The organism is uncultured Cardiobacterium sp. (assembly GCF_938028825.1).
GTDB lineage: Bacteria > Pseudomonadota > Gammaproteobacteria > Cardiobacteriales > Cardiobacteriaceae > Cardiobacterium.
Map to the genome: position 1 here is coordinate 124,534 of NZ_CALIZP010000022.1, position 25,985 is coordinate 150,518.

Genomic DNA, 25,985 nt, shown 5'->3' on the forward strand with positions numbered 1-25,985 from the left:
CCGCAATGTTGCGGCTTTGGGTTTCAGGACTGCGTATCCGGGTCTTCTTCCGGCGGCGGCAGGTCCTTGACCAGGTCGTAGAGGAGGTTGTCCATGCGCGCGCCGTATTCCACGGAATCGTCATAGACAAAGGTGAGTTCCGGCACTTTGCGCGTGGTGAGCTTTTGCGCGAGGTGGTGGCGGAATTGTCCCGCGTGTTCGTTCAGGGCGCGGATGAGGTCCTGCCGTTCGCCCGGGTTGCTGATGACGTGGGTAACGTACACTTTGGCAAAGGACAGGTCGCGCGTGACCCGCACCGCCGTAATCGACAGCAGCGAGGCATGCGGGTGGTTGAGGATTTGCGCGATGAAGCCCGGCGTGAGTTCGCGCCGGATTTGTTCGCCGATGCGGCGGGTGCGGTCGCCGTGCTGTTTGTGGTGTTGCATTACAGGGTCCTTTCGACGGAGACGCGTTCGTAGCATTCAATCTGGTCGCCGATGCGCACGTCGTTGTAATTTTTCACGCCGAGGCCGCATTCGGTGCCGGCGCGCACTTCGTTCACGTCATCCTTGAAGCGGCGCAGGGATTCGAGCGCGCCTTCGTAGATGACGATGTTGTTGCGCAGGACGCGGATGGGGTTGTTGCGTTTCAGGATGCCGTCTTCGACGATGCAGCCCGCCACGGTGCCGAATTTGGAGGAGCGGAAGACTTCGCGCACTTCGGCGAGGCCGATGATGTCTTCGCGCACTTCCGGTGAGAGCAGGCCCTGCATCGCCGCTTTCACCTGGTCGATGGCTTCGTAGATGATGCTGTAATAACGCAGGTCCACGCCTTCGTTTTCGACGAGTTTTTTCGCGTTGGCATCCGCGCGGACGTTGAAGGCGATGATGATAGCTTCGGAGGCGATGGCGAGTTGCACGTCGGATTCGGTGATGCCGCCGATGCCGGAGGCGATGATGTTCACCTTGACTTCGTCGGTGGCGAGTTTGAGCAGCGAGTCGGAGAGGGCTTCCACCGAGCCTTGCACGTCGGCCTTGATCATGAGGTTGACGGTCTGCACCTCGCCGCTGTCCGCATTGGCGAAAAGGTTTTCCAGTTTGGCTTTCTGCTGGCGGGCGATTTTGATTTCTTTGAATTTGCCCTGGCGGAAGTTGGCGATTTCGCGCGCCTTACGTTCGTTTTCGACGATGACGACTTCGTCGCCCGCGTTCGGGGTGCCGGAGAGACCGAGGATTTCGACAGGCGTCGAGGCACCTGCTTCTTTGAGTTCGTTACCGTTTTCATCCAGCATGGCGCGGATTTTGCCGTATTCCATGCCGGCCAGCATGATATCGCCTTTTTTGACGAGGCCGGACTGGACGAGGACGGTGGCGACGCTGCCGCGCCCGCGATCAAGGCGGGATTCGATGACGACACCGCGCCCCATGCCGGTGGAGGGGGCGGTGAGTTCGAGGACTTCGGCCTGGATGAGGACTTTGTCGAGCAGGTCGTCGATGCCTTCGCCGCTTTTCGCCGAGACGTTGGCGAAGAGGTTTTCGCCGCCCCAGTCTTCGGCGACGACGCCGTATTGGGTCAGCTCGGATTTGACTTTATCCGGGTCGGCGTCGGGTTTGTCGATTTTGTTGACGGCGACGATGAGCGGCACTTTGGCGGCATTCGCGTGCTGGATGGCTTCGATGGTCTGCGGCATGACGCCGTCGTCGGCGGCGACGACGAGGATGACGATGTCGGTCGCATCCGCGCCGCGTGCGCGCATGGCGGTAAAGGCGGCGTGGCCGGGGGTGTCGAGGAAGGTGATGGTGCCTTTCGGGGTCTGCACGCGGTAGGCGCCGATGTGCTGGGTGATGCCGCCCGCTTCGCCGGCGACGACTTTGGTTTTGCGGATGTAGTCGAGCAGCGAGGTTTTGCCGTGGTCAACGTGGCCCATGATGGTGACGACGGGCGCGCGCTGGATGACGTTGCCCGCGTCTTCGGCGGCCTCGGCCATGACTTGCGCTTCGAGTTCGTTTTCTTTGAGCAGGATGTACTGGTGCCCCATCTCTTCGGCAACGAGGGCGGCGGTTTCCTGGTCGAGCAGCTGGTTGATGGTGACCATCGAGCCGAGTTTCATCATGACCTTGATGAGTTCGCCCGCCTTGACGCTCATTTTCTGCGCCAGTTCGCCGACGGTGATGGTTTCCGGGATACGCACTTCGCGCGAGACGGGGGCGACGGGTTTTTCGAATTTGCCGCCTTTGCGTTCGTTCTCGCGCGCGGGTTTGCCGCGCCCGCCACGGCCGCCGCCGCTGCGGCGCGGTTCGTCTTCGCCGCTGCGCCCGCCGCGCTTGCCGCCGCGTTCGGTTTTGCTTTTGCCGCCCGCGCCGCGCTCGCGCGTCTGGATGTGGAAGCGGCTTTCGGCTTCTTCTTCGTAGTTTTCCCGCTTGGCGACGTCTTGCAGGGCTTCCAGGCGCTGGCGTTCGAGTTCGGCGTGTTCCTGGGCGGCTTCTTTTTCGCGCGCTTCGTGTTTGCGCAACTGCGCTTCGGCGTTCTTTTTCGCTTCTTCCGCTTCGCGGATGCGCCGCTGTTTTTCCTGTTCGGCGAGGCTGGCGACCAGCGAGGCTTCGGCTTTGCGCCGTGCTTCTTCGGCTTCCAGCGCGGCCTGTTCTTCCTGTTCTTTGCGCGCCTTGCGGTCGGCTTCTTCGGCGAGGCGGCGGGCTTCGGCAGCCTGGGCTTCTTCGCGCGCGCGGGTTTCGCTGTCGCGCATGGCTTCGCCCTGGGCGAGGCGCTGCTGTTCGGCCATTTGTTTGGCGATTTCCAGCGGGCTCAGTTTTTTCTCGCCGCTTTTCTTGCCGCTGCCGCGCGGTTTTTTCGCGCCGCTTTCGCCGCCCGGTTTTTTGCCGGCAAGTTTGGCGTCACCGCCGCTCTTGCCGCCGCTTTTGTGTTCTTTCAGGCTGAGTTTTTTGTGCCCGCCGGTTTTTTTCGCCGCCATGTGTTTGGTGAGGGCGACTTTTTGCGCGGGGCTGAGGTCGTCTTCGGTGCTTTGTACGTTGATGCCCGCTTCGGCAAGTTGCGCCATCAGGCGGTTCACCGGGATTTTCAGTTGTTTGGCTACTTCTGCGACTGTTGTCATTGTTTTTGTCCCTCGTGTTTATCCACGAAACCACGGTTCGCGCGCTTTGAGTATGAGCGCCGAGGCTTGTTCTTGGTTCATGCCGGTGTAGGTCATGAGTTCGTCCACCGACAGTTCGGCCAGGTCTTCCCGGGTGTGCAGACCCTTTTCCTGCAAGGCGGCAGCGGCTGCTTCATCCAGCCCTTCCACACCGGCAAGCGGTGTCTGCATTTCGTCTTCCGGCTCGACTTCTTCGACAAAGGCCTGTTGCAGCAGATGGTCGGCGGCGCGCTCAATCAGAGCATCGACGGTTTCTTCGTCGAAGTCTTCGATGGCGAGCAGCGCGTCGCGCTCGGCCGAGGCGACGGCTTCCGCCGTGCTGTATCCGGCGTTGGTGAGGAGGTCGGCGATGTCGTCGTCCACGTCCAGCGCGGCGGCCAGTTCGCGTTCCTGCGCGTTCTGCATTTCTTCCTGCCGCGCGGCAAATTCGGCTTCGCTGAGGATGTTGATGTTCCAGCCGGTGAGTTCGCTGGCAAGGCGCACGTTCTGCCCGCCGCGTCCGACCGCCTGCGGCAGTTTGTTTTCCGGCACGGCGATGTCGATGGTTTTGCGCGCTTCGTCGGCGGCGGTCGCGCTGATTTGCGCCGGTGCCATCGCTTTGCGCACGAAGGTTTCCGGGTCGTCGTCCCAAAGGACGATGTCAACGCGTTCGCCCGCCAGTTCGTTCATCACGCCCTGCACGCGCGAGCCGCGCATGCCGACGCAGGCACCGACCGGATCGACACGCGGGTCGAAGGTGCGTACGGCGATTTTGGCGCGCAGGCCGGGGTCGCGCGCCACGCCCATGATTTCGATGATGCCGGTGCCGATTTCCGGCACTTCCAGGGTAAACAGCGCTTTCAGCATTTCCGGCGCGACGCGGCTGACTTCGAGCTGCGGCCCGCGCATTTCGAGGTTGACTTTGGCGAGGTAGCCGCGAATGCGGTCGCCGACGCGCAGGGTTTCGCGCGGAATCATGCCGTCGCGCAGGATGGTCGCCTCGACGCCGTTGACATCGACAATCACGTTGCCGCGTTCGTGGCGGCGGACGATGCCGTGTACCAGTGTGCCTTCTTCGGCGATGAAGCGGTCATAGACTTTGCGCCGCTCCGCCTCGCGCAGTTTCTGGATGATGATTTGTTTCGCCTGCTGCGCGCTGATGCGGCCGAAGGGCTCGTTCTCGATCGGGATTTCCAGCACATCGCCGACATGCAGGTTTTCTTCGGGATGTTCGATGGCGGCGACGCTTTCGCGCATTTCGGCGTCGGGGTTTTCCAGAATCGCCTCGTCATCCACAATCGACCACAGGCGGTAACTCTTGTATTCGCCGCTGCGCGGGTCAATCACCACCTTCGCGGCGATTTCTTCGTCGGGGTAGCGCTTGCGCGTCGCCGCCGCCAGCGCCGCTTCCAGCGCCTCGATAATCACGCTGCGGTCAACTTCCTTTTCGTTCGCTACCGCTTCCACGATGTTCAACAATTCTCTGGACATGGTTCTCTCCTTCAAAAAACGGGCACCAGACGTGCCTTATCCACATGGGCAAAATCGATTTCCACCGCTTCCGTCTCCCTGCCGTTTTGCACTTGCAGGGTGATGCGCTGCGCGGCCTCGTCCGTCGCGGCAATCACCCCCTCGAAACGGCGGCGCTTGCCGAGCGCAACACTCAAATCCAGCTTCACCGTCTGCCCGGTAAAGCGGACGAAATCGGCAAAGGTAAAGAGCGGGCGATCCAGACCGGGCGATGAGACTTCCAGCGTGTAGGACGCATTAATCGGGTCTTCCACATCGAGAATCGGGTTCACCGCTTCCGTGACCGCCACCACGCCGTCCATATCGATGCCGCCTTCCGGCCGGTCCACATAAATGCGCAAAACCGAATTGACCGAATTGTGGTGATATTCCACCCCGACCCACTCGAAACCCATGGATTCCACCACGGGCCTCAGCAGTTCCGTAACCTTCTCCTCGCGCGACACAACGCCCCCTTCATGAAAACACATACAACAAAAAAGCCCTTGAAGAAGGGCTTGATAAAAAATCCGGTTTGGAAGCGGGGGCTGGATTTGAACCAACGACCTTCGGGTTATGAGCCCGACGAGCTACCAGACTGCTCCACCCCGCATCTGACAGGGGCGCCATTATAGGGGAAAGCGCACCACTTGCAAGCCCCGCATGAAAACCCGCGCTTTGGCACCGTTAAGCGGTTGACCGGAAAACACATATACAAACTTGGCACGCTGCTGGAATTCAAGTCGGTGGCAGGCATTGTTACAATGCCGCCATAAAACAACTGCAACTTCATTTACCCAACAAGGAAACCCTGCATGATTGGAAGAATAATCAACGGATTACGCCGTATCACCGGACGCGATGCCGCAGATGACGGCGATCAGGAAGGCTTTGTCGAACTCATCAAATGGGCGGAAGAGAACAACATCGGCGAAGACCGCATCCCGCGCGATGCCGAAGAACTCGCCGGGCTGACCCGTCTTGATCTCTCCTTCCGCCGCCTGCAAAGCCTGCCGGACGGCATCGGCGAGCTGAGCCAGCTTACCGAGCTTGACCTGCGCGGCAACGAACTGGCGCAACTGCCGGAAAGCATCGGCAACCTCACCCTGCTGAAACGCATCGACCTCAAATGGAACAAACTCGAAGCCCTGCCGAACAGCCTGAAAAACCTTACCCGCCTCAGCAAGCTCGAATTCGGCTACAACAAACTGACCCGCCTGCCGGAAACCCTCGCCGGCTTCACGCAAATCACCGAACTCGACATCGGCGACAACCGCCTGGTGCGCGTGCCGCACTACCTCGGCAACTTCACCAACCTGACCAGGCTCAACCTCGCGCGCAACCAGCTCGAAGACCTGCCCGAATTCCTCGGCAAACTGACGCGCCTGACCCACCTCAACCTCGCCTCCAACCAGCTCAAGCACGTCCCCGACTTCATCGGCTCGCTCGCCAACCTGACCGAACTCGAACTCTACGGCAACCAGCTCGGCAGCCTGCCGGACAGCCTCAGTAACCTGCACCAATTACACCGCCTCGACATTGGCGGCAACCTGCTCACCAATATCCCGGAAAGCATCGGCGCGCTGAAAAACCTTGACGTGCTTGACGCGCACAACAACCGCCTCACCGGCCTGCCCGAAAGCATCGGCAATCTGCAACACCTGAGCCGCCTCTCGCTGGCGCACAACAAACTGACCCGCCTGCCCGAGCAGACCAGCAGCCTGCTGCGCCTGAGCACCCTTGACCTCTCGCACAACAACCTGATGAGCCTGCCGGATTTCATCTGCAATTTCAGCCGCCTGAACAACCTGCACCTGGCACACAACGAACTGACCATGCTGCCCACACACATCGGCTACCTGAGCGAACTGGAAATCCTTGATGTCGGCAGCAACGACCTCGGCTCCCTGCCGGACAGCGTCGCCAACCTCGGCAAACTGACCACGCTCAACCTCTCCGGCAATCAGATTCCCTTCCTGCCGAAATTCATCGCCAACCTGACCCATCTGTGCGTCCTCGACGTCCGTAACACGCGGATGAAAGTCCCGCTGGCGCTGGCTAACCGCATCGAGAGCAATGCGGTTATGGCGGGTTACTTCAAATAAACCACAAACATAACGAAGCGGCGGGTTTTACACCAATCCTGGAAATAATCTGGTAGTGGCCTGAAAGGTATGCTCAACGAATGTGCCAATGGCACAGACAGCAAATACGGGGGAATTTTCCCTCTGTTTTCATGGCAGAAAGCGTCAACTAAACCTGCCCGGTTCTTGCTGTTTCCAAGCAGCCTGCTTTGCAGGCCGCTACCCGGTCCGCCGCGCATTCCTTCATTTCCGTCATGGCAGGTCAAGGCTCACCTTGCGCAAGCCTGGCATTGACGCCGTTTGCGGATGGGGACAGTCCCGTCAGCGTTTCCGCACCTGCCACAGTACCCGCCGCACACCGAGGGCGGCGGTGAGGCTCAGTCCCGCCACCATGCCGACCCACAATCCGGCGACGCCGATGTCGAGGGTGTGGTAGCCGATAAGGGCGGCGGGGAAGCCGACCACCCAGTAGCCGATGAAGGCATAAATCATCGGCATGCGGGTGTCGTGGATGCCGCGCAGCACGCCCGCCGAGCAGACTTGCAGGCCGTCGCCGATTTGGAAGAGGCCGACCAGCACAAGGATGGTGCCCGCGATGGCGATGGTGTCGGCGCTGTTGCTGTACAGCGCGGCAATCTGGTAGCGCAAGAGCAGCGGGATGAGGGCGATGAAGCACATGATGACGGCCGCTGCTGCCAGTCCGCTCAGGGCGCGGCGGCGCAGGGTGGCGTGGTCGCCGCGTCCGTAGGCGTTGCCGCAGCGGATGGTGAGGGCGCTGGCAAGACCGAGTGGGATCATGAAGGACAGCCCGGCGTAGTTGAGCGCAATCTGGTTGGCACCGGCGTTGACTTCGTTGGTGCGGCTGACAATCAGGCCGACGGCGGTGAAGAGGCCGGTTTCCATGACGAGCGCCAGTGCAATCGGCAGGCCGACGGCAAAGTAGCGGCGGATGGCGGCAAGATCAGGCGCCGCGAAGCGGTAGAAGGGGCGGTACGCCCGCCAGCGCGGGTTGCGGGCAATGGCGGTGAAGACGAAGGTGGTGAAGATGAGGTAGCACAGGGCGGTGGCGAGCGCCATGCCCGGCACACCGAGGGCGGGGATGGGGCCCGCACCGTAGAGCAGGAGGTAGTTGCCGCAGATGTTGGTGGGGATGAGCAGCGCCTGCACGATGACGATGGTGCGCGGGTAGGCCATGCCTTCGAGGAAGCAGCGTCCGGCGAGGCCGATGATGCACACGCCCGCGCCGGGGGCGAGGGTGAGCAGGTAGCGTCTGGCTTCAGGGGCGATGTCCGGCGTGCTGCCGAGCCAGCCGGGGACGTAGGCGCCAAGCAGGGTAAGGATGATGGTCACGACGGCGAGGAAGGCGAGCATCCAGATGCCCTGCTGGAAGTTGCGGCGGATTTGCGCGCGGTCGTCGTGGCCGTTTGCCTGCGACATGGCGGCGGTGATGGCGAGCGCGCAGCCCGCCATGAAGAGGTAGATGAAGCTGAAAATCTGCGCGGCGAGGGCGACGGCGGCGAGGGTGAGGTCGCTGTGGCGTCCCGCCATCACGGTATCGATCACCGGCAGGGAGTAACTCAGCAGTTGCAGCAGCATCAGCGGCAGGGCGAGGCGCAGCGTCGCTGCCAGTTCGTGTCGGGCTGTCATGGATGTCCTTGTTGTTGGTTATGGGTGAATGGGGTGTCCGCCGGGCGGTCAATCTTCCCGCCGGTAGCGGATGTCTTCATCCAGCACACAGCACCCATTTATAGGGCCGCGCCGGAAACGGGCTGGCAATGACGATGCCGGCACTGACGCAATATTCGCCGTCGCCGCAGTCCATGTAGAGGTGGAGATAATCGCCGTTCGTGACGATCCGCGTCGTGCCGTCGAAGTGGCGCACGCTACCCGTCTGACTCAGGCCGACGATATGGCGGGCGGGGCGTTCGTTGTCAAAATCGGCATAGACCCGCGCGGTGAGGGGGACGTTTTTCATGGGGATTTCTGTCCTGAAAAGGCGCGCATTATCCGCTTTCGGCGGCAGCGCTGCACATCACGGCACAGCCGCCTGATGAAAAACCCCCTCAATCACACGCCAGCTCACGCAGCGCCTGCCGGGCATCGCTGTCGCCCTGGGCGGCGGCGCGTTCATACCACAGGCGGGCGGTGGCCATATCCTGCGCCACACTCTTGCCGTAGCGGTAAAAACCGCCGAGATTGAACTGCGCATCGGCATCGCCCTGCGCCGCCGCCCGTTCCAGCCACAGCCGCGCCGTGGCGAAATCGCGGCGCACACCGTAGCCGTTGTCATACAGCCAGCCGAGATAACTCTGCGCCCGTGCCTCGCCCTGCGCGGCGGCGCGCTCGAACCACTGCCGTGCCTGCACATAGTCGCGCGTTACCCCTTGTCCGTCGGTGAAAATCAGGCCGAGAAAGAACTGCGCCTCACCGTGCCCCTGCATGGCGGCGCGCTCGAACCACGCTCGCGCTGCCGCGTAATCCCGGATAACGCCACCGCTGCCGGTCGTATAAAGCAGACCGAGACGGCATTGCGCCGCCGCATCGCCCGCCTCCGCCAGCGGTAGTAGCAGTTGCCGCTCACCGTCATAATCGCCCTGCGCATGCGCACGGGCGGCGAATTGAAGGGAGAAAGCGGCGGGGATGCGGGTGGTCATGGCGGCAGACGGCGGTTGAAAAATTGCCGTACTTATATGACGCGGCAGCAAAACACGCAAGCGGCTGCGCCTGCTTCATCGTCCCTAGTCTGCGTGGGCGGCTGTCAGGCTTATACAGATACAGTCGTTGCAAACAGGATTGGAGCAGGGCGGCGCAATGCCGTTGCGGTTTTTTAGATTTTTAGATGTTTAGTCATAACGGATTTTGTCGTGTGCCAAGGTTTTTGGTATGAAGCCCGCGCTATGCGTCTTTTCCTGGGTTTCATCGGCAGGGAAGGGCAGAGGCGGTAAAAAAGAGACGCGCGGCGGCGTCTCTCATGGTTTTTCCCGGGACGTTCAGCCTGCCTGCGGCAGCGGCAGATTTTCGCCGTAGTCCATGCGGATGTCGCTGTCGCGGTCAAGCTGGATGTGGTTCCAGGTTTGCGGCGCGGCGAGCAGCGCCAGGCACAGTTTGTTGTTGAGGTCGTGTCCGGATTTGTGGCCTTGGTAGTGGCCGAGGAGCGGCGCGCCGAGCAGGTAGAGGTCGCCGACGGCGTCCAGCAGTTTGTGGCGCACGAATTCGTCGTCAAAGCGCAGGCCGTGTTCATTCAGGACGCGGTAGTCGTCCACGACGACGGCGTTATCCAGCCCGCCGCCGAGGGTCAGGCCGTGGCTTTGCAGGTATTCGATGTCGCGCAGGAAGCCGAAGGTGCGGGCGCGGCTGATGTCGCGGATGTAGCGGCGGCTGGTGAAGTCGAGGCGGGTATGGTTGTTGCGGTGGCGGAAGACGGGGTGGTCGAATTCGATGGTGAAGTCGAAGCGGCAGCCGTTGTGCGGGCTGAGGCGCGCCCATTTGTCGCCGTCGCGCACTTCGATGGTGTCGGTGATGTGGATGAAGTTTTTCAGGGCGTCGAGTTCGCGGATGCCCGCCTGTTGCAGGAGGTAAACGAAGGGGGCGGCGCTGCCGTCCATGATGGGGACTTCCGGCGCGTTCAGTTCGATGGTGATGTTGTCGATGCCGACGCCCGCGAGGGCGGACATGAGATGCTCGATGGTGGCGACGCGTACGCCGTTTTCGTTGGCGAGCGCCGTGCAGAGCTGGGTATCACGGACGAGGTCGGCGCGGGCGGGGATTTCGACGGCGGGGTCAAGGTCGGTGCGGCGGAAGCGGATGCCGCTGTCGGCGGGGGCGGGCAGCAGGCGGATGTCCACCCGTCTGCCGCTGTGCACGCCGATGCCGGAGCCGGCGATGGGCTCGCGGATGCTGCTCTGTCTGGCCATCAGTGGGTGCGGCGGCGCAGGATTTTGCTGAGGCTGAAGCCGCTGTTGTCGTTGTTGTTGTCGAGGTAGTCGCTGCGGTCATCGGCGGCGTCGTCGTAGGGGCTGCCGCTGTTTTCGCTGCGGGCGTTCAGGCCGAAGTCGCTGAGTTGGGTGTAGCTGCCGCCGTTGTTGCGACTGTTGCCGCCGCCCGCGAAGTCGCCGAAGGTGCCGTCAAAGTAGCCGTCGCTGTCGCCGCCTTCGATACCGGTGGCGACGACGGTAACGCGCAGGGTGTCGCCCATGTTGTCATCAACGATGAGGCCGATTTTGAGGTTGACTTGTTCGGGGTCGATGATGTCGTAGATGACGTGGCCGACCATGTGGTATTCGGCGGTTTTGACGCTGGAGCTGGCGCTGACGTTGACGAGCAGGCCGCGCGCCGAGGCGAGGTCGATGTTTTCCAGGAGCGGCGAGGAGATGGCGCGTTCGGTGGCGGCGCGGGCGCGGTCTTCGCCTTTGGCTTCGCCGGAGCCCATCATGGCGATGCCGCGTTCGCTCATGATGGTTTTGACGTCTTCGAGGTCGGTGTTGATGACGCCGAGTTTCTGGATGATGGTGGCGATGCTGTACACGGCGTCGCGCAGGACATTGTCCACGGCTTTGAAGGAGCCGATGAGGGTGGCGTCTTCGCCCATGACGGAGGTGATGCGGTCATTGGGGATGACGACGAGGCAGTCCACTTCGCTTTTCAATACTTCGATGCCGGCTTCGGCTTTGCGCATGCGCGGCACGCCTTCGAAGGTGAAGGGTTTGGTGACGATGGCGACGGTGAGGATGCCCATGTCGCGGGCGACATTGGCGATGACGGGGGCGGCGCCGGTGCCGGTGCCGCCGCCCATGCCGGCAGCGATGAAGACCATGTCGGCACCGTTCAGGGCTTCGCGGATTTTGTCGCGGTCTTCTTCGGCGGCCTGGCGGCCGACTTCGGGTTTGGAGCCCGCGCCCATGCCGCGTGTGGTTTTGACGCCGAGTTGCAGTTTGTTCTGGATGGGGTTTTCTTGCAGGACTTGTTTGTCGGTATTGGCCACGATGAGTTCTACGCCTTGCAGGTCGAAATCCATCATTTGTTTCAAGGCGTTGCATCCGCCGCCACCGATGCCGATAACTTTGATCATGACGGGGGATGTGTTGTCGGTCTCGTCCATTTGTATTGTGAAGGCCATGTGTTTACCTCTTGTGTGCCGGGGTGTGTGCGTTGTTATAGGTAACGCTTTAAAAAGTTTGTAACGTTTTGGATTATACCGTCGTTTTCTTCTTTCGCCCAAACGTAGTCGGCGAGCGGGACTTGTTGCAGGTAGAAGAGGCCGAGGGTGGTAACCATGCCCGCGTCGCCTTGCAGGTGTTCGTGCAGTCCGTCGATGGGCGGGGGGATAAAGACACGTACCGGGCATTCAAAATGTTCGCCGGCGGCTTCGGCAAGACCGGGGATTTGCGCCGCGCCGCCGGTGAAGATGATGCCGCCGTCCAGCATTTTGCGCAGGCCGACGCGGTGCAGTTCTTTGTTGATGTGGGTGAAGTAGTTCTGGTAGCACATGGCGAGCAGCTCAACCATGTCGTTGCCGGCGAGCTGGCGGTCGGGCAGGTGGCCGGTGCTGGGCAGCGGGATGCGGTGCTGCTGGCAGTATTTGTTGCGCAGTGCGCCGTAGCGGCATTTGAGGGTTTCGGCGGCGGCGCGCGGGGTGCGCAGGGCGGTGGCGAGTTCGCTCGATATTTGTTCGCCGCCGATGGGCAGGGTGGCGGCGTGCATGGGCTGGTTGTGCAGCCACAGCATGATGTCGGCGGTGCCGGCGCCGAGGTCAACGGTGCAGATGCCGAGTTCGCGTTCGTCTTCGCTGCTGGCGGCGTAGGCGGAGGCGAGGCCGGCATAGACAATTTGTTCGATTTCGATGCCCGCTTCGCGCACGCACTGGCCGAGGTTATCCACAGCGGCGCTGCGGGCGCTGATGACGTGGACGCGGGCGTCGAGTTCGTCAGCGGTCATGCCTTTGGGGTCGGTGATGCCTTTGTGGCCGTCAACGATGAATTGTTGTTCGAGGATGTGCAGCAGGGTTTGCCCGCCTTTGTGGGCGAGGTTGCGGGCGCGCATGACGGCGTGGATGATATCGTTGTTGCGGATGCGGCGGTTTCGGATATGGGCCTGGCCGTCGCTGTTGACGCCGAGGATGTGCTGGCCGCTGATGCTGACGATGGCGCTGTTGATTTTGACGCCGGCTTCCTGTTCGGCGATGGCCACCGCCTGGCGGATGGCGGCGGTGGCGGCGGGGATGTTGGTGACGATGCCTGCCTTGACGGCGCCTCCGGCAGCGACGCCGCTGCCCAGCACTTCAAAGTAGCTGTGGTTGCTGCCGATTTCAGCGATGGTCACCCGTGTGCGTGAGCTGCCGAGGTCAATGACGACTTTGATGGCCTGTTCTTTCATTATTTTTTGCCTTTTGCGTTGTCCTTTGCGCTTGCGTTGTCGGTGGTTACGGGTCTGACCCCCGCTTTCCAGCGCACGGAGAAGCCGTCATGATAGCGCAGGTCAATGGCGTCGATGTACGGGTGGTAGGGCTTGATGACCTTGTTGTTGACGACGACGAGTTTTTTCAGGCGCTCGTTCAGCTGGTCGCGGCCGAGGATGACGTCGGGGCCGTCCGTCAGTTCGACATGCCAGACGAGGCGCGGGTCAAGGCTGAGGCGGGCAACATTGAGATGGCGTGCGGCGAGCCACGGTGCGATGTCTTCGTAATATTGCAGCACCTGCTGCTCGTAGCCGTCCGGCCCTTGCAGTTTGAACAAGCCGCGCAGCTTGTCGCTGTCCGGCACGGTGAACGGTGTGCCGCTGGCGTCAAGGAAGCCTTCCTTGCCCCAGCGCACGATGGGGACGCGTTCGACGAGTTTGATTTCCACCGCATCCGGCCAGCGCTTGTAAACGCCTGCCTTGGCAATCCAGTCAAGCTGCTGGATTTCGCCGGCGAGCAGCGACACATCCATATGCAGCAAATCCTTCTGGTGGTGGTGGCGGATGATGTCGCCGATGTCGTTGATGTCGCCGTAACGCAGCGGTTCCTCGATGATGACGCGTTTCAGCGGGAAAAACGCCTGCTGCGTCAGGCGTTGATAGGTTACATACACCCCGTAGGCGATGCCGAGCAGCAGGAAGACGGCGAGCGTGCATTCGCCAATCAGCCAGGCGATTTGCCACACGGTGCGCTCCTCGCGCGGCACGCTGACCGACGAGCGGCTCAAATAGCGGTTTTTCGGGGGCGGGGCCATGACTTACAGCGTCTGCGCGAGAATCTTCAAGACGACCGCCTGAAAATCCAGCCCCGCCGCCTTGCCCGCCAGCGGCACCAGCGAATGTGAGGTCATGCCGGGCGCCATATTGATTTCCAGCAGCCAAGGACGGTTCTCTTCATCAAGAATAAAATCGACGCGTGCCCAGCCTTTCGCGCCGATGCTGGCAAACGCGCGTCTGGTGAGTGCCTGAATTTCCCCGCTTAACGCCGCATCCAGCGGGGCAGGGCAGAGATAGCGGGTATTGTCGTCGCGGTACTTGGCGTCATAATCGTAGAACTGATGGCTGTTGGCGGGGCGGATTTCCACCACCGGCAGCACCTCGTCGCCGATGATGGCGCAGGTCAGCTCACGACCAACTACCCACGGTTCTGCCATGACCTTCTCGCTGGCGCCGCCTGCCTTGGCATACGCCGCGACCAAATCCGCCTGGCTGGAAACACGGCTGATGCCGACGCTTGAACCTTCCAGCGCGGGTTTGACCGCAAACGACGATGCGCCCAAGCGGGTGACCAGCGCGTCGAACGGCGTCGATTCGTCAATCACCATATCCGGCTGCACCGGCAGCCCGTCCGCCGCCCACAGCCGCTTGGTCAGCACCTTATCCATGGCAATCGCACAAGCGGCAACGCCTGCGCCCGTGTAGGGAATGGCCAAGGCATCCAGAATCGCCTGCGTCTGCCCGTCCTCGCCACCGCGTCCGTGCAAAATCACAAAAGCGCGCGCAAAACCGCGTTCCCGCAAAGAAAACAGCGCTTGTCTATCCAGCGTATCGACCAAATGCGCATCCACGCCCGCCGCACACAGCGCCTCGTGCACCGCTGCGCCGCTGACCAGCGACACCTCGCGTTCCGCCGATGTCCCGCCATACAGGACGGCAACCTTGCCAAAATCCATACTCATTGCGTCACCCCATGTTCCGTAGCCATATCTTTGGCGACGCGGCCAATATCGCCCGCGCCGAAATAAATCACGACATCACCGTCTTGCAGCAAATTATCGTATAACTGCTGATTGATTGCGCCCTTGTCGGCAATCAGCACCGGCTCGACCTTGCCGTGCGCGCGGATGGCGCGCGCCAGCGCGCGGCTGTCCGCGCCCGCAATCGGTGCTTCGCCCGCGCTGTACACATCCGTTAGCACCAGCGCCTCGCAATTCGCCAGCACCTCGGCAAAATCATCCAGACAATCGCGGGTGCGCGTGAAGCGGTGCGGCTGGAACACCGCGAAAATCCGCCGCCCGGCAAAGCCCTCCTTCGCCGCCGCTAGCACCGCGCGGATCTCGTTCGGATGATGCCCATAATCCTCGAACACCTCCGCCGTGCCGCGCTCGTGCCGGATTACGCCGTGATAGGTAAAACGCCGCCCGACGCCCCGGAACTGGCGCAACCCGGCGACAATATCCTCATGCGGCAGCCCCAGCTCGCTGCACACAATCAGCGCCGCGAGCGCGTTCAGCACATTATGCTTGCCGGGCATGGACAGCGACAGCGGGAACGTCTCGCCGCGCGCCTTATCGACCACATCAAACTGCATATCCAGGCCGACCTGACGCACATTCACCGCGCGCAAATCCGCCTGCTCCGAAAACCCGTACGTGCGCACCGGCCGCCCGACCTCGGCGAGCACCGAGCGCACCCCCTCATCATCCACACACAGCACCGCCAACCCGTAAAACGGCAGATTGTGCAAAAAGCGGACGAAGCCCTGCTTCAAATTGTCGAAACTGCCGCCGTAATTCTCCAGATGATCCGCATCAATATTCGTCACCACCGAAATCATCGGCTGCAAAAACAAGAACGACGCATCCGACTCATCCGCTTCCGCGACCAAATACTGGCCGTCGCCCAGGCGCGCATTACTGCCCGCCGCCGTCAGCACCCCGCCGATGACAAACGTCGGGTCCAGCCCGGCATCGGCGAGGATGGAGGCAATCAGGCTTGTCGTCGTCGTCTTGCCGTGCGTGCCCGCGACCGCAATGCCGAAACGGAAGCGCATCAACTCGGCGAGCATCTCGGCGCGGCGGATGACCGGAATCCCCAACTCGCGCGCGTGCAATACCTCCGGATTGCCCGGATCAATCGCCGACGACGTGACCACCACCGACGCATCGCCGACATTCTCGGCGCTGTGCCCGAAAAACACCGTGGCACCCTTTGCCTGCAAACGCTCCGTATTGGCGGACGGCTTCAAATCCGAACCGCTCACCGCATAACCCAGCGTAATCAACACCTCGGCGATGGCACTCATGCCGACCCCGCCGATCCCGACAAAAAACACATTGCGCACGCGGCGCATCTGGCGGCGCTCAATCCGCCCAAAATGAATATCAGCACTCATCTGAAAAACCTGAACCTGAAAAGTGAGTTAAAAACAAACCCCGCCAAGCGGGACAACCACGCGAAAAAACGCGGGGAAGGGCAGGGCGGGGAAGCCCCGCGCCAGCGAAAAAAGAGTGAACATAACAAGAACTAGCGTGTCGTCTTGTCTGCCAGCAGCGTTTCAACCTCGGCCAGAATCCGCCCCAGCGCCTTCGCATGCGAACGGCTGCGGGCGCGGTCAGCCTGCATCAACAGCGCACCGCGATCCTGACGGGCAGCAATCAGCCCGGCCAATGACTCTGCCGACAAATCCCGCTGCTGCACCACCACCGCTGCGCCGGCATCCACCAGCGCCTGCGCATTTGCCGTCTGATGATCATCAACCGCAAACGGGAACGGCACAAACACCGCCGCCAGCCCCGCCGTCGCCACCTCGGCGACCGTCAGCGCACCCGAACGAGCAATCAGCCAATCCGCCGCACCATAGGCCGCTGCCATATCCACAATAAACGGCACCACCTCGGCCTCGACACCCGCAGCCGCATACGCCGCGCGCGCCTCATCCAGCCAGCGCTCGCCGACCTGATGCGTGACGGCAGGGCGGGACTCCGCCGGCAATAACGCCAGCGCCTGCGGCAACAGCGCATTCAGCGCCTTTGCCCCCTGCGAACCGCCCAGCACCAGCAGGCGAATCGGCCCGCGCCGCCCCAAAAAACGCTGCGCAGGCGCAGGCATCGCAGCAATTTCGGGGCGCACCGGATTGCCCGTAACCACAAACCGCCCCGCCGCTAACCCCATCTTCTCCGCCGCACGGCCATCGGCGAGTAACACCCGGTCGGCGATCTTCGCCAGGCGGCGGTTGGTCAGCCCCGCCACCGCATTCTGCTCATGCACCAGGAGCGGCAGCCGCCGCCAGTGCGCCACCAGTCCGCCGGGGCCGGAGGCAAAGCCGCCCATGCCGATGACCACATCGGGCCGCAGGCGGCGCAACACCGCGTTCGCCCGCCAAAACGCCCGCGCCAGCATGAACGGCGCCTGCAACCAGCCGAGCAGACCCTTGCCGCGCAGCCCGCGCACCGCGATGTCATGCAAAACAAAACCCGCCGCCGGCACCCGTTGCCCTTCAAAGCCCTTGCCATTGCCGAGCCAATGCACCTCCGCGCCGAGATCACGCGCCGCCCCCGCGACGGCAAGCGCGGGGAAGACATGCCCGCCCGTGCCGCCCGCCATCATCAACACCCGCTTGCCCTGCCAGCGGGCGGGGTCGGGCTTGTCCATCACATTCAAATTATTTGCAGCGGTAGGCATGAAAATCCTCGAAGAAAACGTGTGCGTGAAAAAAGGCGCATAGGATAGAGGAAAACCACGCCGTCGGCATGGCCGGATAGCGGCCGGGGCGGCACAAGCGGCACGATTGCCCCGCCTGACGGCCGCCGGGGGCGACAAAACCGCATCGCCGGGTTTCAGCGCTCGGGCCGGATGTCCGCCCAGGCGAGGCCGAAGCGTTGCAAGTACTTGCGCAGGCGGTCGCTGTCGTTGGCGCTCGTGCGCGTGCCGCGCGAGACGTTGTAAAGGGCGCGGCCGGCGGCGGCGAGGCTTTGGTGCTGCCGGCAGACGGTGATGACGTTTTCCAGTTGCAGGCGGTCGAAGAGGTCGAGGTCGTCGGGGTTGACCCCGGCGGGGATGACGCTGGCGGCAGGCGCGGCGTCGTCCTGCCACAGCCAGCGCAGGCGGGCGGTTTCCGCCTGCACCAGTTCGGTGGTGATGCGTCCGCGTGGCGCGAGGGTGGCGAGGCGCATGATGCTGGCGGCGAGATCGCGGAAGTTGCCGCGCCACGACGCCTGCGGCGAGAGGGCGAAGCGAAGGTAGGCGGCGTGTGCTTCCTTGTTGAAGCGGGTGGTGCGGCCGAGTTCCTGCGAAGCGAGAGCGAGCTGGTGGGCGATGTTCGGCTCGATGTCTTCGCGCCGTTCCGCCAGCGCGGGCAGCGGGTAGTTCCAGATGTTGATGCGCGCGTAGAGGTCTTCGCGGAAGCGGCCTGCGCGCACGTCGTGGCGCAGGTCGCGGTTGGTGCCGCTGATGAGGCGGAAGTCGCTTGCGGTTTCCGTGTCGCTGCCGACGGGGTAGTAGTGCTTTTCTTCCAGCGCTTTCAGCAGCATCGCCTGTTCGTCGAGGCCGAGTTCGCCGATTTCGTCGAGGAAGAGGACGCCGCCGTCGGCGCTTTTCAGGTAGCCGTCGCGCTTGTCCACCGCGCCGGTGAACGCGCCTTTTTTATGGCCGAAGAGGGCGGATGCCGCGCCGTCGCCGCGCAGAGTGGCGCAGTTGACGTCGATAAACGCGCCGCGCACCTGATGCCGCGCCTTTTTCAGCTCGTAGATGCGCCGCGCCAGCATGGATTTGCCCGCGCCGGTCGGGCCGCTGAGCAGGATGGGCGAGGGGCTGTGCAGCGCGACTTGCTCGATTTCGGCAATCATGCGGTTGAAGGCGGGGTTGCGCGTGGCGATGCCGCTTTTCAGATAGAGGACGGCATCATCGCGCACGGCGGCGAGGCGGGCGGCGAGGGCGTCGTAGCGGGCGAGATCGAGGTCGATGAGCTCGAAACTGCCGACATCGCCATGCGTCATGCCGCGTTTCTGGTTCTTCGGCGGCGCGGTTTGCAGGAGGACGCCGGGAATCTGCCGCGATTCCACCAGCAGGAAGAGGCAGATTTGCGCGACGTGGGTGCCGGTCGTGATATGCACCCAGTATTCCTCCTGCTCGCTGTCGAAGGGGTAAGCCGCCGCCCAGTCATGCAGGCGGGCATAGACTTCGCTGAAATCCCAGGGGTTCGCGAGTTCCATCGGCACGGGGTTGACGGCGGTATGCGGCGCGACGCGGCGGATGTCGGCGCAGACAGTTTCCGCCGTATCGCGGAATTTCTCGGCGCAGAAAAGCTCGATGCGGTCAACGGCAAGGTCTTGCCGCTGGTTGAGGGCGACATTGGGCCGCCATTTCTGCCAGCGGCCTTCGCCCTTGCCGCTGTCAAGGACGGTGCCGAGGAAACTGATGACGACGATGCGGCGTTTTTCGCTCATAGACACGGATGGGTGGTGGGGATGGGCGGATTATGGCACGGCATCGGTCAGGCGGCAGCGCGGCGGCACAAAAAACCGCCCGCCCATGCCGGACAGTCGGCGAAAAACCGCGCGGTGCTGAATCTGCTGGCAGAAGTATTTGCGGAATGAAGCCTGCCGCTTCCCTATGTCTGCCCTTCCAGCAGCCAGTAGGCTTTTTCGCCGAATACTCCGCCGAAATAATCCAGCACCGCGCGCACATTGCGCGACGGCTGGCGGGTGTGGGGGTAGAAGGCGCTGACGTATTGCTCGCGGCGATCGTCGGCCGCCTGTCTGCCGCCGCAGGACACGGTGTGCAGTTCGCCCCGGCGGATGTGGGCGCCCAGCAGCCAGTCGGGAAACAGCACCAGTCCGGCACCGTCGAGTGCCGCCCGCAGCAGCACTTCCACGTTATCGGCGGTGATTTTCCCGCGCAGTGCCGGGCTTTCCCAGTCGCCCCCGTCCGCGCGGAAGAGCCAGCGGTGCAGGCCGTTTTTTCCCCGGTAAAGCAGGCAGTGGTGCGCGCCCAGTTCGTCCGGCGTCTGCGGTTTGCCGTGTGCCGCCAGATAGGCCGGGGCGGCAGCGAGGTAGTGGTGCTCGCGCGCGAAGGTGCGCGTTTTCAGGGCGGAATCGGGGCGGCTGCCGATGCAGAAGGCGAGATCGAGGCGGTCGGCGCGGAAATCGGCGCGCTCGTCGCGTTGCAGCAGTTCTACATCCAGTTGCGGGTAGCGGCGCAGCAGCCCGCCCAGCCACGGCGCGATGTGCCGCTGCCCGAAGGCCAGCGGGGCATGGATGCGGATGCTGCCGGACGGGGTTTCGTGCAGGTCGGCCAGTGCCTGTTGTGCCGCCCGCCACTGCTGCACCAGCGCCTCGGCATGAGCGGCAAAACAGTGCCCCGCTGCGGTGGGCAGCACGGCGCGGGTGGTGCGGTAAAAGAGCGGCGTGTGCAGGGTGGCTTCCAGTTGGCTGATACAGCGGGTGATGACCGGCACGGAGAGGTTGTGTTGCCGCGCCGTGGCGGAAAAGCTGTGGCAGCGGTAAACGTCGAGGAAGAAGCCCAGGGTGCGTAAATCCGGGTCGGTTGTGTCCATTGGTGATGTTTCCGTTAAAGGTGATTTAGCGATTCTCGCATTTTTCCCTAAAAGCGGCAGCGCTATCATGGCCGCACACACAAAACGGAGAACCCCATGACAACTTTCGACAAACACGATTTGCGCGGCCTGCTCGGCAAGCACCTGGTCTATACCTACGACAACGGCTGGAACTACGAAATCTACGTCAAGAACGCGCAGACGCTGGATTACCGCATCCACAGCGGCATCGTCGGCAACCGCTGGGTCAAGGACCAGCGCGTGTATATCGCCAGAGTCGGCGCCGACAGCTACAAAATCTCCTGGACCGAACCGACCGGCACCGATGTCAGCCTCATCGCCAACCTCGGCGACCGCCTCTTCCACGGCACCATCTTCTTCCCGCGCTGGGTCATCAACGACCCGCAGAAAACCGTCTGCTTCCAGAACGAGCACATCGCGCTGATGGAACAATACCGTGCCGCCGGCCCCGCCTACCCGACCGAAGTCATCGACGAATTCGCCACCATCACCTTCATCCGCGACTGCGGGGAAAACGACGACAGCATCATCAACTGCGCCGCGAGCGAACTGCCCGCCGATTTTCCCGCCAACCTGAGCTGAACCCGCCGGAGCCGCCATGATGATGACCAAAACCCTGCCCGCCCTCGCCGTCGCCGCCGTCGCGCTCACCGCCCAGGCCGACGAAAAAAACTGCCTCGCCCTGCAACAAACCACGCTGCCTGATACCGTCATCAATAGCGTCACCTGGTCAGACGGCGCCATCGATGGCGACAACATGGCCGCCCTCACCGGCGGCTCTGCCGCTGCACAAAAAGCACGGCCGCATTGCGTTGTCAGCGGAGAAATCGGTGCGCGCACTGGTGCCGACGGCAAGCATTACGGCATCAAATTCCAACTGCGCCTGCCGGAAAACTGGAACCAGCGCTTCCTCTTCCAGGGGGGCGGTGGCGTGGACGGCTTCGTCGCCCCGGCGGTCGGCAACATCCCCGTGCGCAGTTCCACCGCCACCCCGGCGCTGATGCGCGGCTATGCCGTGGTCAGCATGGATGGCGGCCATCCTACGCCTACCCCTGATTTCGGCGCCGACCAGCAGGCGCGCCTCGACTTTGCCTATCAGGCGACCGGCAAAGTGACCACCGTCGCCAAAGCGCTTATCCGGCAGCACTACCAGCAAGCCCCCAAACACAGCACCTTCATGGGCTGCTCGAATGGCGGACGGGAAGCACTGATTGCCGCGCAGCGCTATCCGCTGGAATTTGACGGCGTCATCGCCGCCAACCCCGGCTTCCGTCTCTCGCGTGCTGCCGTCGCCCAACAGTGGGACTACCAGCAGCTCATGAAAATCGCGCCGACCAACGACAAAGGCGAAAAAATCCTCGCCAACGCGCTGACCCAAGAAGATCTCGACAAAGTCAGCGCCGCCGTCCTCAAACAATGCGACAGCAAAGACGGCCGCGCCGACGGCATCATCAACGCCTGGGAAAACTGCGACTTCCAGCCCGACAGCCTCGACCTGCCCCAAGCCAAAATCGCCGCGCTCAAAGCCGTGATGGACGGCGCGCACGACAGCAAGGGCAACCCCATCTACAGCGGCTGGTACTACGACACGGGGCTGAACCAGCCCGACTGGCGCGCTTGGAAACTGGGCACCTCGCAAACAGGCAAAGCGGATGCGCGCAACGTCAGCCTTGGTGCAGGCTCGCTGCTGTGGTACTTCATGACCCCGGCCGTACCCGATTTCAATTTAGAAAAATTCGACTTCGACCGCGACCCGCTAAAAACCTACCAGACCGGCGCGCTCAACGACGCCATCAGCACCGACCTCAGCAGCTTCAAGGCGGGCGGCGGCAAACTCATCGTCGTTACCGGCGTTTCCGACCCCGTCTTCTCCGCCAAAGACCAGGTCGCGTGGTACAAAACACTGCAACAGGACACTGCCGATGCGGCCAGCTTTAGCCGCTTGTTCATGGTGCCGGGCATGAACCACTGCGGCGGCGGCCAAGCCTATGACGATTTCGACCCGCTCACCGCGCTGGAAAACTGGCAGGACAAGGGCGAAGCGCCGAATGCGCTCACCGCGCGCGGCAAAGCCTTCCCGAATCAGGAAATGCCGCTCTGTGCCTATCCGCAAGTGACGATGTACAAAGACGGCAGCTATCGCTGCGAATAGTCCCGGGCCGGGAAAGAATAAAGTCTTCGTCAGGCGGGCTTCGGCCCGCCATTTTTGCGTGGTGCGGCGGGTTTTCTGCTTTCGGGGCGGTCATGCGCCGCTGCGGCAGCGGCGAATGTTTCCGGGCGGAAACGGTGCCAACGTATAATGCCTTCCCTTATATAAAGGCCGGGGCGGGCACAATCCGCCCCGCCACCCCTCTCGTCCATAAGGAATCCCCTTGCACCTCTCCCGCCGCATCGAAGCCATCCTCTTCACCCGTGACGAAGCCGTGAGCGCCGCCCAACTCGCGCAGGCGCTCGCCACCACGGAGGACGCCGTCCGCACCGCGCTCGACGACCTCGCCGCGCGTTATGAAACCTCGGCGATGACGCTCGTCTGCGTCAAAGACGGCTGGCGCCTGCAACTGCGCCCCGACTATTTCGAGGCCGTCGCCGCCTTCGCCGAAGCCCAGCCGGTGCGCTACTCGCGCGCCTTCTGGGAAACGCTGGCCTACATCGCCTACCACCAGCCCGTCACCCGCGCTGAAATTGACGCCGTGCGCGGCGTGACCACCGGCAGCGGCATCTACCGCCAGCTCTTCGACCTCGAATGGATCGAAGTCATCGGCACCAAAGAAGTGCCCGGCCGCCCCGAACTGCTGGCGACCACCACCCAATTCCTGAACGACTTTTCCGTGGCCGGCCTTGACGCGCTGCCCGCCCTACCCGAAGAAGACGGAGAACCCGCATGAAAGAAGAAAAAGAACGCATCCAGAAATGGCTGGCCGCGCGCGGCCACGGCTCGCGCCGCGCAATCGAAGGCTGGATCCGCGACGGCCGCCTCAAAGTGAACGGCAAACCCGCCGTCATCGGCCAGCCCGTCAGCGGACAGGAACGCTTCAGCCTGGATGGCCACCCGCTGCACACCTCACCCGAACGCGAAACCCCGCGCCAAATCCTGATGTACCACAAACCGCCGGGCGAAATCTGCACCCGCCGCGACCCCGAAGGCCGCCGCAGCGTCTTCGACCGCCTGCCGAAAATACGGCAGGGCCGCTGGGTCAGCATCGGCCGCCTCGACCTCAACACCGCCGGCCTCCTGCTTTTCACCAACGACGGTGCCCTCGCCCACTGCCTGATGCACCCCGGTAGCGAAATCCCGCGCGAATACTGGGTGCGCGTCGCCGGTGATGTCAGCGAGAGCACCCTGGAAGCGCTGCGCCACGGCCTCGAACTCGAAGACGGCTTCGCCAGATTCGACGACATCGTGCCGCTGCAAGCCCTGCACGAAGACGACAGCCAGTACAACCGCTATTTCAGCGTTACCCTCAAAGAAGGCCGCAACCGCGAAGTGCGCCGCCTGTGGGAAGCCGTCGGCTGCCGGGTCAGCCGCCTGAAACGCATCCGCTTCGGCAACCTCTACCTGCCGAAAGAGCTCGCACAAGGCCGCTACCGCCTGCTTACCCCCGGCGAAACCAACGCCCTGCTCGAACCGCTGCGCCAGAAAAAAGGCCCTGCCCGCACCCCGGGCCCGCGCTGAAAACGCGTAACGCCCCTGCTTGGCAGCCTTTCACATACAGGCCAATCCATCTCCCAACTATCCAAAGGAAATATCATGAAAAAACACCACATCCTGCTGCTGTGCGCCGCCATACCTGCCCTCGCTGCCGCCAACAACATCAGCGAAGCGCAAATCACCGGACGCTGGCAATGCGTTACTGAATACCCGGGCGACGCCATCATCGCCACCACAGACGACACCGTGACACTGCACGCCGATCACCGTGCCGAAAACGCAGGAAAATACACATTCCGCGTGCAAAATCTGACCTTCCGCTACACACAGCCTTCGTACGGCAGCTGGAAACTGGATGGCGACACACTCAGCCTGACCTGGCGGGACGACCCGCTTACCCCGGCCCATGATCCGGAAATACAAAAACTGATCACAACCAAAGCAAAGGTGCGTGAATTGGAACAAGAAATTGCCGCCATCCTCAAACCGGATGAAAACACCGAGGTGGACGCCAATATCGTCCTGCGTGTTGACAGCATTGAAGGCAACACCATGCGGCAAACCCAACTGGAACGCGCCGGTGGGCCGGAAATGGCTAAAACCATCTGCACACGCCTGTAAAAAAGAACCGGCGACCATCCGCCTGGCGCGAACCCGGTAACGACGCCGCTTGGCGGGCGCCCTAAACCCGGCAACCATCCCGCCGACAATTCCCATACAACCGGAGAACCCCATGCGACACGCCCAGGGCTTCGTCCTGCTCAAAGAAAACCGCTACGACCCCGCCCGCATTCTTGCCGCCCTGCAACGCGACTGGGGCATCGTGCCCGATGCCGACGGCACACTGAGCGTTTCGGAAACTACGCTGATGTTCAACGTCAACGGCCTGCTCTGCTCGGTGGCGCTGATGCCTGCGCCCGTTCCCGGCGGTGAAGCCGAACGGGTCGCGCTGAATGCCGCCTTCCACTATTGCCGCTGGGATGCTGTCGGGGCTGCACGCCGGCATCAGGCGCATCTGCTGGTCGTGGTCATGCCGCTTGGCGGCGATGCCGCGAACCCCGTTGCGGTAATGAGCCTGTACAGCAAACTCGTCTGCGCCTGCCTCCACGATGACAACGCCCTCGGCGTGTACACCTCCGGCACCGTCTTCGCCCCCACTTTTTACCGCGATGCCTGCGACGGCCTGCGCCACGGTAAGCTGCCCGTCATGGCGTGGATTTTTATCGGCGTGTACTACCTGCACGACGAAGACGGCAGCAATGCCTACACCATCGGCCTGGAACAGTTCGGCAAAATGGAGCTGGAAATCCTCGCCAGCCGCCACGACGTGAGCGAGTTGCACGTTTTTTTGTGCAGCATCTGCGATTACCTCATCGCCAACGATGTAACCCTACGCGACGGCGAAACCATCGGCTTCAGCGAAGACGAAAAACTGGCGATTACCCGCTCGCCGCGCGTCGCCGGTGTTGCCGCAGAAACGCTGAAAATCGCCTATTGAGCCGCTTCATGCCTGATAAAACTCAATCGGCAGCCCGTCCGGGTCCTTGATAAAGAAGAACGGTTTGCCGGTGTATTCGTCGATGCGCACCGCTTCGCAGGCGACGCCTTTCGCCTGCAACGCCGCCCGCTGTGCGGCCACGTCGTCCACCGCGAAGGCGAGATGGCGCAGGCCGCAGGCTTCCGGGCTGTTCGCGCGTGGCGGCGGGGCGGGGAAGGAAAAGAGTTCGAGCAGGTAGTGCCCGCCGCTGCCGAGATCGAGTTTCCACGAATCGCGCGCGGCGCGGTAGTGCTCGGCGAGTATTTCCAGCCCCAGGATTTCGGTGTAAAAGCGCTTGCTGCGCGCGTAGTCGGCGGCAATCAGCGCCACATGGTGCATTTTCATCGTCT

At 62.7% G+C, this 25,985-nt stretch carries 25 protein-coding genes and 1 tRNA gene; 8 read left to right on the plus strand and 18 right to left on the minus strand.

The window, feature by feature from the left end; translation table 11 throughout:
- Positions 1-23: 23 nt before the first annotated feature.
- The 5 genes from rbfA to Q0562_RS03590 form a co-directional block, all read right to left on the minus strand.
- The gene (gene rbfA, locus Q0562_RS03570) at positions 24-425 is read right to left on the minus strand and encodes a 30S ribosome-binding factor RbfA (RefSeq protein ID WP_298641259.1); all 402 of its coding nucleotides are present in this window, start codon (positions 423-425) and stop codon (positions 24-26) included.
- Positions 425-3,088: a translation initiation factor IF-2 gene (infB, locus tag Q0562_RS03575; protein WP_298641262.1), complete on the minus strand. Its 2,664-nt coding sequence runs from the start codon at positions 3,086-3,088 to the stop codon at positions 425-427. Before infB ends, rbfA begins: the two co-directional genes overlap by 1 nt.
- A gap of 18 nt (positions 3,089-3,106) precedes the next feature.
- Positions 3,107-4,597: a transcription termination factor NusA gene (gene nusA, locus Q0562_RS03580; protein ID WP_298641264.1), complete on the minus strand. Its 1,491-nt coding sequence runs from the start codon at positions 4,595-4,597 to the stop codon at positions 3,107-3,109.
- Positions 4,598-4,608: 11 nt separating this feature from the next.
- A complete protein-coding gene (rimP, locus tag Q0562_RS03585) occupies positions 4,609-5,106 on the minus strand; it encodes a ribosome maturation factor RimP (RefSeq protein WP_298641267.1) in 498 nt (165 codons plus the stop codon).
- Positions 5,107-5,151: 45 nt separating this feature from the next.
- Positions 5,152-5,228: transfer RNA gene (locus Q0562_RS03590), tRNA-Met, on the minus strand.
- A gap of 202 nt (positions 5,229-5,430) precedes the next feature.
- Between Q0562_RS03590 and Q0562_RS03595 the strand changes: the two genes are divergently transcribed.
- Positions 5,431-6,720 carry a leucine-rich repeat domain-containing protein gene (locus Q0562_RS03595; protein ID WP_298641269.1) on the plus strand — a complete coding sequence of 430 codons (1,290 nt, stop codon included), beginning with the start codon at positions 5,431-5,433 and terminating at the stop codon, positions 6,718-6,720.
- Positions 6,721-7,020: 300 nt separating this feature from the next.
- Here Q0562_RS03595 and Q0562_RS03600 read toward each other — a convergent pair whose 3' ends face one another.
- The 11 genes from Q0562_RS03600 to rtcR all read right to left on the minus strand — a co-directional run bounded on the left by Q0562_RS03600 (position 7,021) and on the right by rtcR (position 19,325).
- Positions 7,021-8,346: an MATE family efflux transporter gene (locus Q0562_RS03600; RefSeq protein WP_298641272.1), complete on the minus strand. Its 1,326-nt coding sequence runs from the start codon at positions 8,344-8,346 to the stop codon at positions 7,021-7,023.
- Positions 8,347-8,422: 76 nt separating this feature from the next.
- On the minus strand, positions 8,423-8,674 hold the full coding sequence (locus Q0562_RS03605) for a hypothetical protein (RefSeq protein WP_298641274.1): 252 nt from the start codon (positions 8,672-8,674) through the stop codon (positions 8,423-8,425).
- A gap of 88 nt (positions 8,675-8,762) precedes the next feature.
- The gene (locus tag Q0562_RS03610) at positions 8,763-9,353 is read right to left on the minus strand and encodes a tetratricopeptide repeat protein (protein ID WP_298641276.1); all 591 of its coding nucleotides are present in this window, start codon (positions 9,351-9,353) and stop codon (positions 8,763-8,765) included.
- Positions 9,354-9,689: 336 nt separating this feature from the next.
- A complete protein-coding gene (gene lpxC, locus Q0562_RS03615; protein WP_298641279.1) occupies positions 9,690-10,613 on the minus strand; it encodes a UDP-3-O-acyl-N-acetylglucosamine deacetylase in 924 nt (307 codons plus the stop codon).
- Positions 10,613-11,815 (minus strand): cell division protein FtsZ, encoded by a 1,203-nt coding sequence (ftsZ, locus tag Q0562_RS03620; protein ID WP_298641282.1) that lies wholly within the window; start codon positions 11,813-11,815, stop codon positions 10,613-10,615. Before ftsZ ends, lpxC begins: the two co-directional genes overlap by 1 nt.
- Positions 11,816-11,850: 35 nt before the next feature.
- A complete protein-coding gene (gene ftsA, locus Q0562_RS03625; RefSeq protein ID WP_298641285.1) occupies positions 11,851-13,071 on the minus strand; it encodes a cell division protein FtsA in 1,221 nt (406 codons plus the stop codon).
- A complete protein-coding gene (locus Q0562_RS03630; protein ID WP_298641288.1) occupies positions 13,071-13,907 on the minus strand; it encodes a cell division protein FtsQ/DivIB in 837 nt (278 codons plus the stop codon). The genes ftsA and Q0562_RS03630 overlap by 1 nt, the downstream gene beginning before the upstream one ends.
- 3 nt (positions 13,908-13,910) lie before the next feature.
- On the minus strand, positions 13,911-14,831 hold the full coding sequence (locus Q0562_RS03635) for a D-alanine--D-alanine ligase (RefSeq protein ID WP_298641291.1): 921 nt from the start codon (positions 14,829-14,831) through the stop codon (positions 13,911-13,913).
- Positions 14,828-16,267 (minus strand): UDP-N-acetylmuramate--L-alanine ligase, encoded by a 1,440-nt coding sequence (murC, locus tag Q0562_RS03640; protein ID WP_298641294.1) that lies wholly within the window; start codon positions 16,265-16,267, stop codon positions 14,828-14,830. Before murC ends, Q0562_RS03635 begins: the two co-directional genes overlap by 4 nt.
- Positions 16,268-16,398: 131 nt before the next feature.
- On the minus strand, positions 16,399-17,526 hold the full coding sequence (gene murG, locus Q0562_RS03645) for an undecaprenyldiphospho-muramoylpentapeptide beta-N-acetylglucosaminyltransferase (protein WP_298641295.1): 1,128 nt from the start codon (positions 17,524-17,526) through the stop codon (positions 16,399-16,401).
- Between the two features lie 185 nt (positions 17,527-17,711).
- Positions 17,712-19,325 carry an RNA repair transcriptional activator RtcR gene (gene rtcR / locus Q0562_RS03650; RefSeq protein WP_366144688.1) on the minus strand — a complete coding sequence of 538 codons (1,614 nt, stop codon included), beginning with the start codon at positions 19,323-19,325 and terminating at the stop codon, positions 17,712-17,714.
- 15 nt (positions 19,326-19,340) lie between these two features.
- Here rtcR and Q0562_RS03655 point away from each other — a divergent pair, with 15 nt between their 5' ends.
- On the plus strand, positions 19,341-19,469 hold the full coding sequence (locus tag Q0562_RS03655; protein ID WP_298641301.1) for a hypothetical protein: 129 nt from the start codon (positions 19,341-19,343) through the stop codon (positions 19,467-19,469).
- A 14-nt stretch (positions 19,470-19,483) separates the two neighbouring features.
- On the opposite strand, the gene Q0562_RS03660 is transcribed toward Q0562_RS03655, so the two are convergent.
- On the minus strand, positions 19,484-20,428 hold the full coding sequence (locus Q0562_RS03660; RefSeq protein ID WP_298641303.1) for a LysR family transcriptional regulator: 945 nt from the start codon (positions 20,426-20,428) through the stop codon (positions 19,484-19,486).
- Between the two features lie 96 nt (positions 20,429-20,524).
- Between Q0562_RS03660 and Q0562_RS03665 the strand changes: the two genes are divergently transcribed.
- The 6 genes from Q0562_RS03665 (at position 20,525) to Q0562_RS03690 (ending at position 25,596) form a co-directional block, all read left to right on the plus strand.
- Positions 20,525-21,031 carry a phenolic acid decarboxylase gene (locus tag Q0562_RS03665; protein WP_298641306.1) on the plus strand — a complete coding sequence of 169 codons (507 nt, stop codon included), beginning with the start codon at positions 20,525-20,527 and terminating at the stop codon, positions 21,029-21,031.
- Between the two features lie 22 nt (positions 21,032-21,053).
- Complete coding sequence (locus tag Q0562_RS03670; protein ID WP_366144692.1) at positions 21,054-22,601, plus strand: tannase/feruloyl esterase family alpha/beta hydrolase; 1,548 nt, start codon at positions 21,054-21,056, stop codon at positions 22,599-22,601.
- Positions 22,602-22,821: 220 nt separating this feature from the next.
- Positions 22,822-23,334, plus strand: coding sequence for an SMC-Scp complex subunit ScpB (gene scpB, locus Q0562_RS03675; protein ID WP_298641312.1), 513 nt, complete (start codon positions 22,822-22,824; stop codon positions 23,332-23,334).
- Positions 23,331-24,122: a pseudouridine synthase gene (locus tag Q0562_RS03680; RefSeq protein WP_298641314.1), complete on the plus strand. Its 792-nt coding sequence runs from the start codon at positions 23,331-23,333 to the stop codon at positions 24,120-24,122. The genes scpB and Q0562_RS03680 overlap by 4 nt, the downstream gene beginning before the upstream one ends.
- Before the next feature lie 75 nt (positions 24,123-24,197).
- On the plus strand, positions 24,198-24,719 hold the full coding sequence (locus tag Q0562_RS03685) for a hypothetical protein (protein ID WP_298641316.1): 522 nt from the start codon (positions 24,198-24,200) through the stop codon (positions 24,717-24,719).
- Between the two features lie 112 nt (positions 24,720-24,831).
- The gene (locus Q0562_RS03690) at positions 24,832-25,596 is read left to right on the plus strand and encodes a DUF4261 domain-containing protein (protein ID WP_298641319.1); all 765 of its coding nucleotides are present in this window, start codon (positions 24,832-24,834) and stop codon (positions 25,594-25,596) included.
- 6 nt (positions 25,597-25,602) lie between these two features.
- On the opposite strand, the gene Q0562_RS03695 is transcribed toward Q0562_RS03690, so the two are convergent.
- Positions 25,603-25,980 (minus strand): VOC family protein, encoded by a 378-nt coding sequence (locus tag Q0562_RS03695; protein WP_298641322.1) that lies wholly within the window; start codon positions 25,978-25,980, stop codon positions 25,603-25,605.
- Between the last annotated feature and the right edge of the window lie 5 nt (positions 25,981-25,985).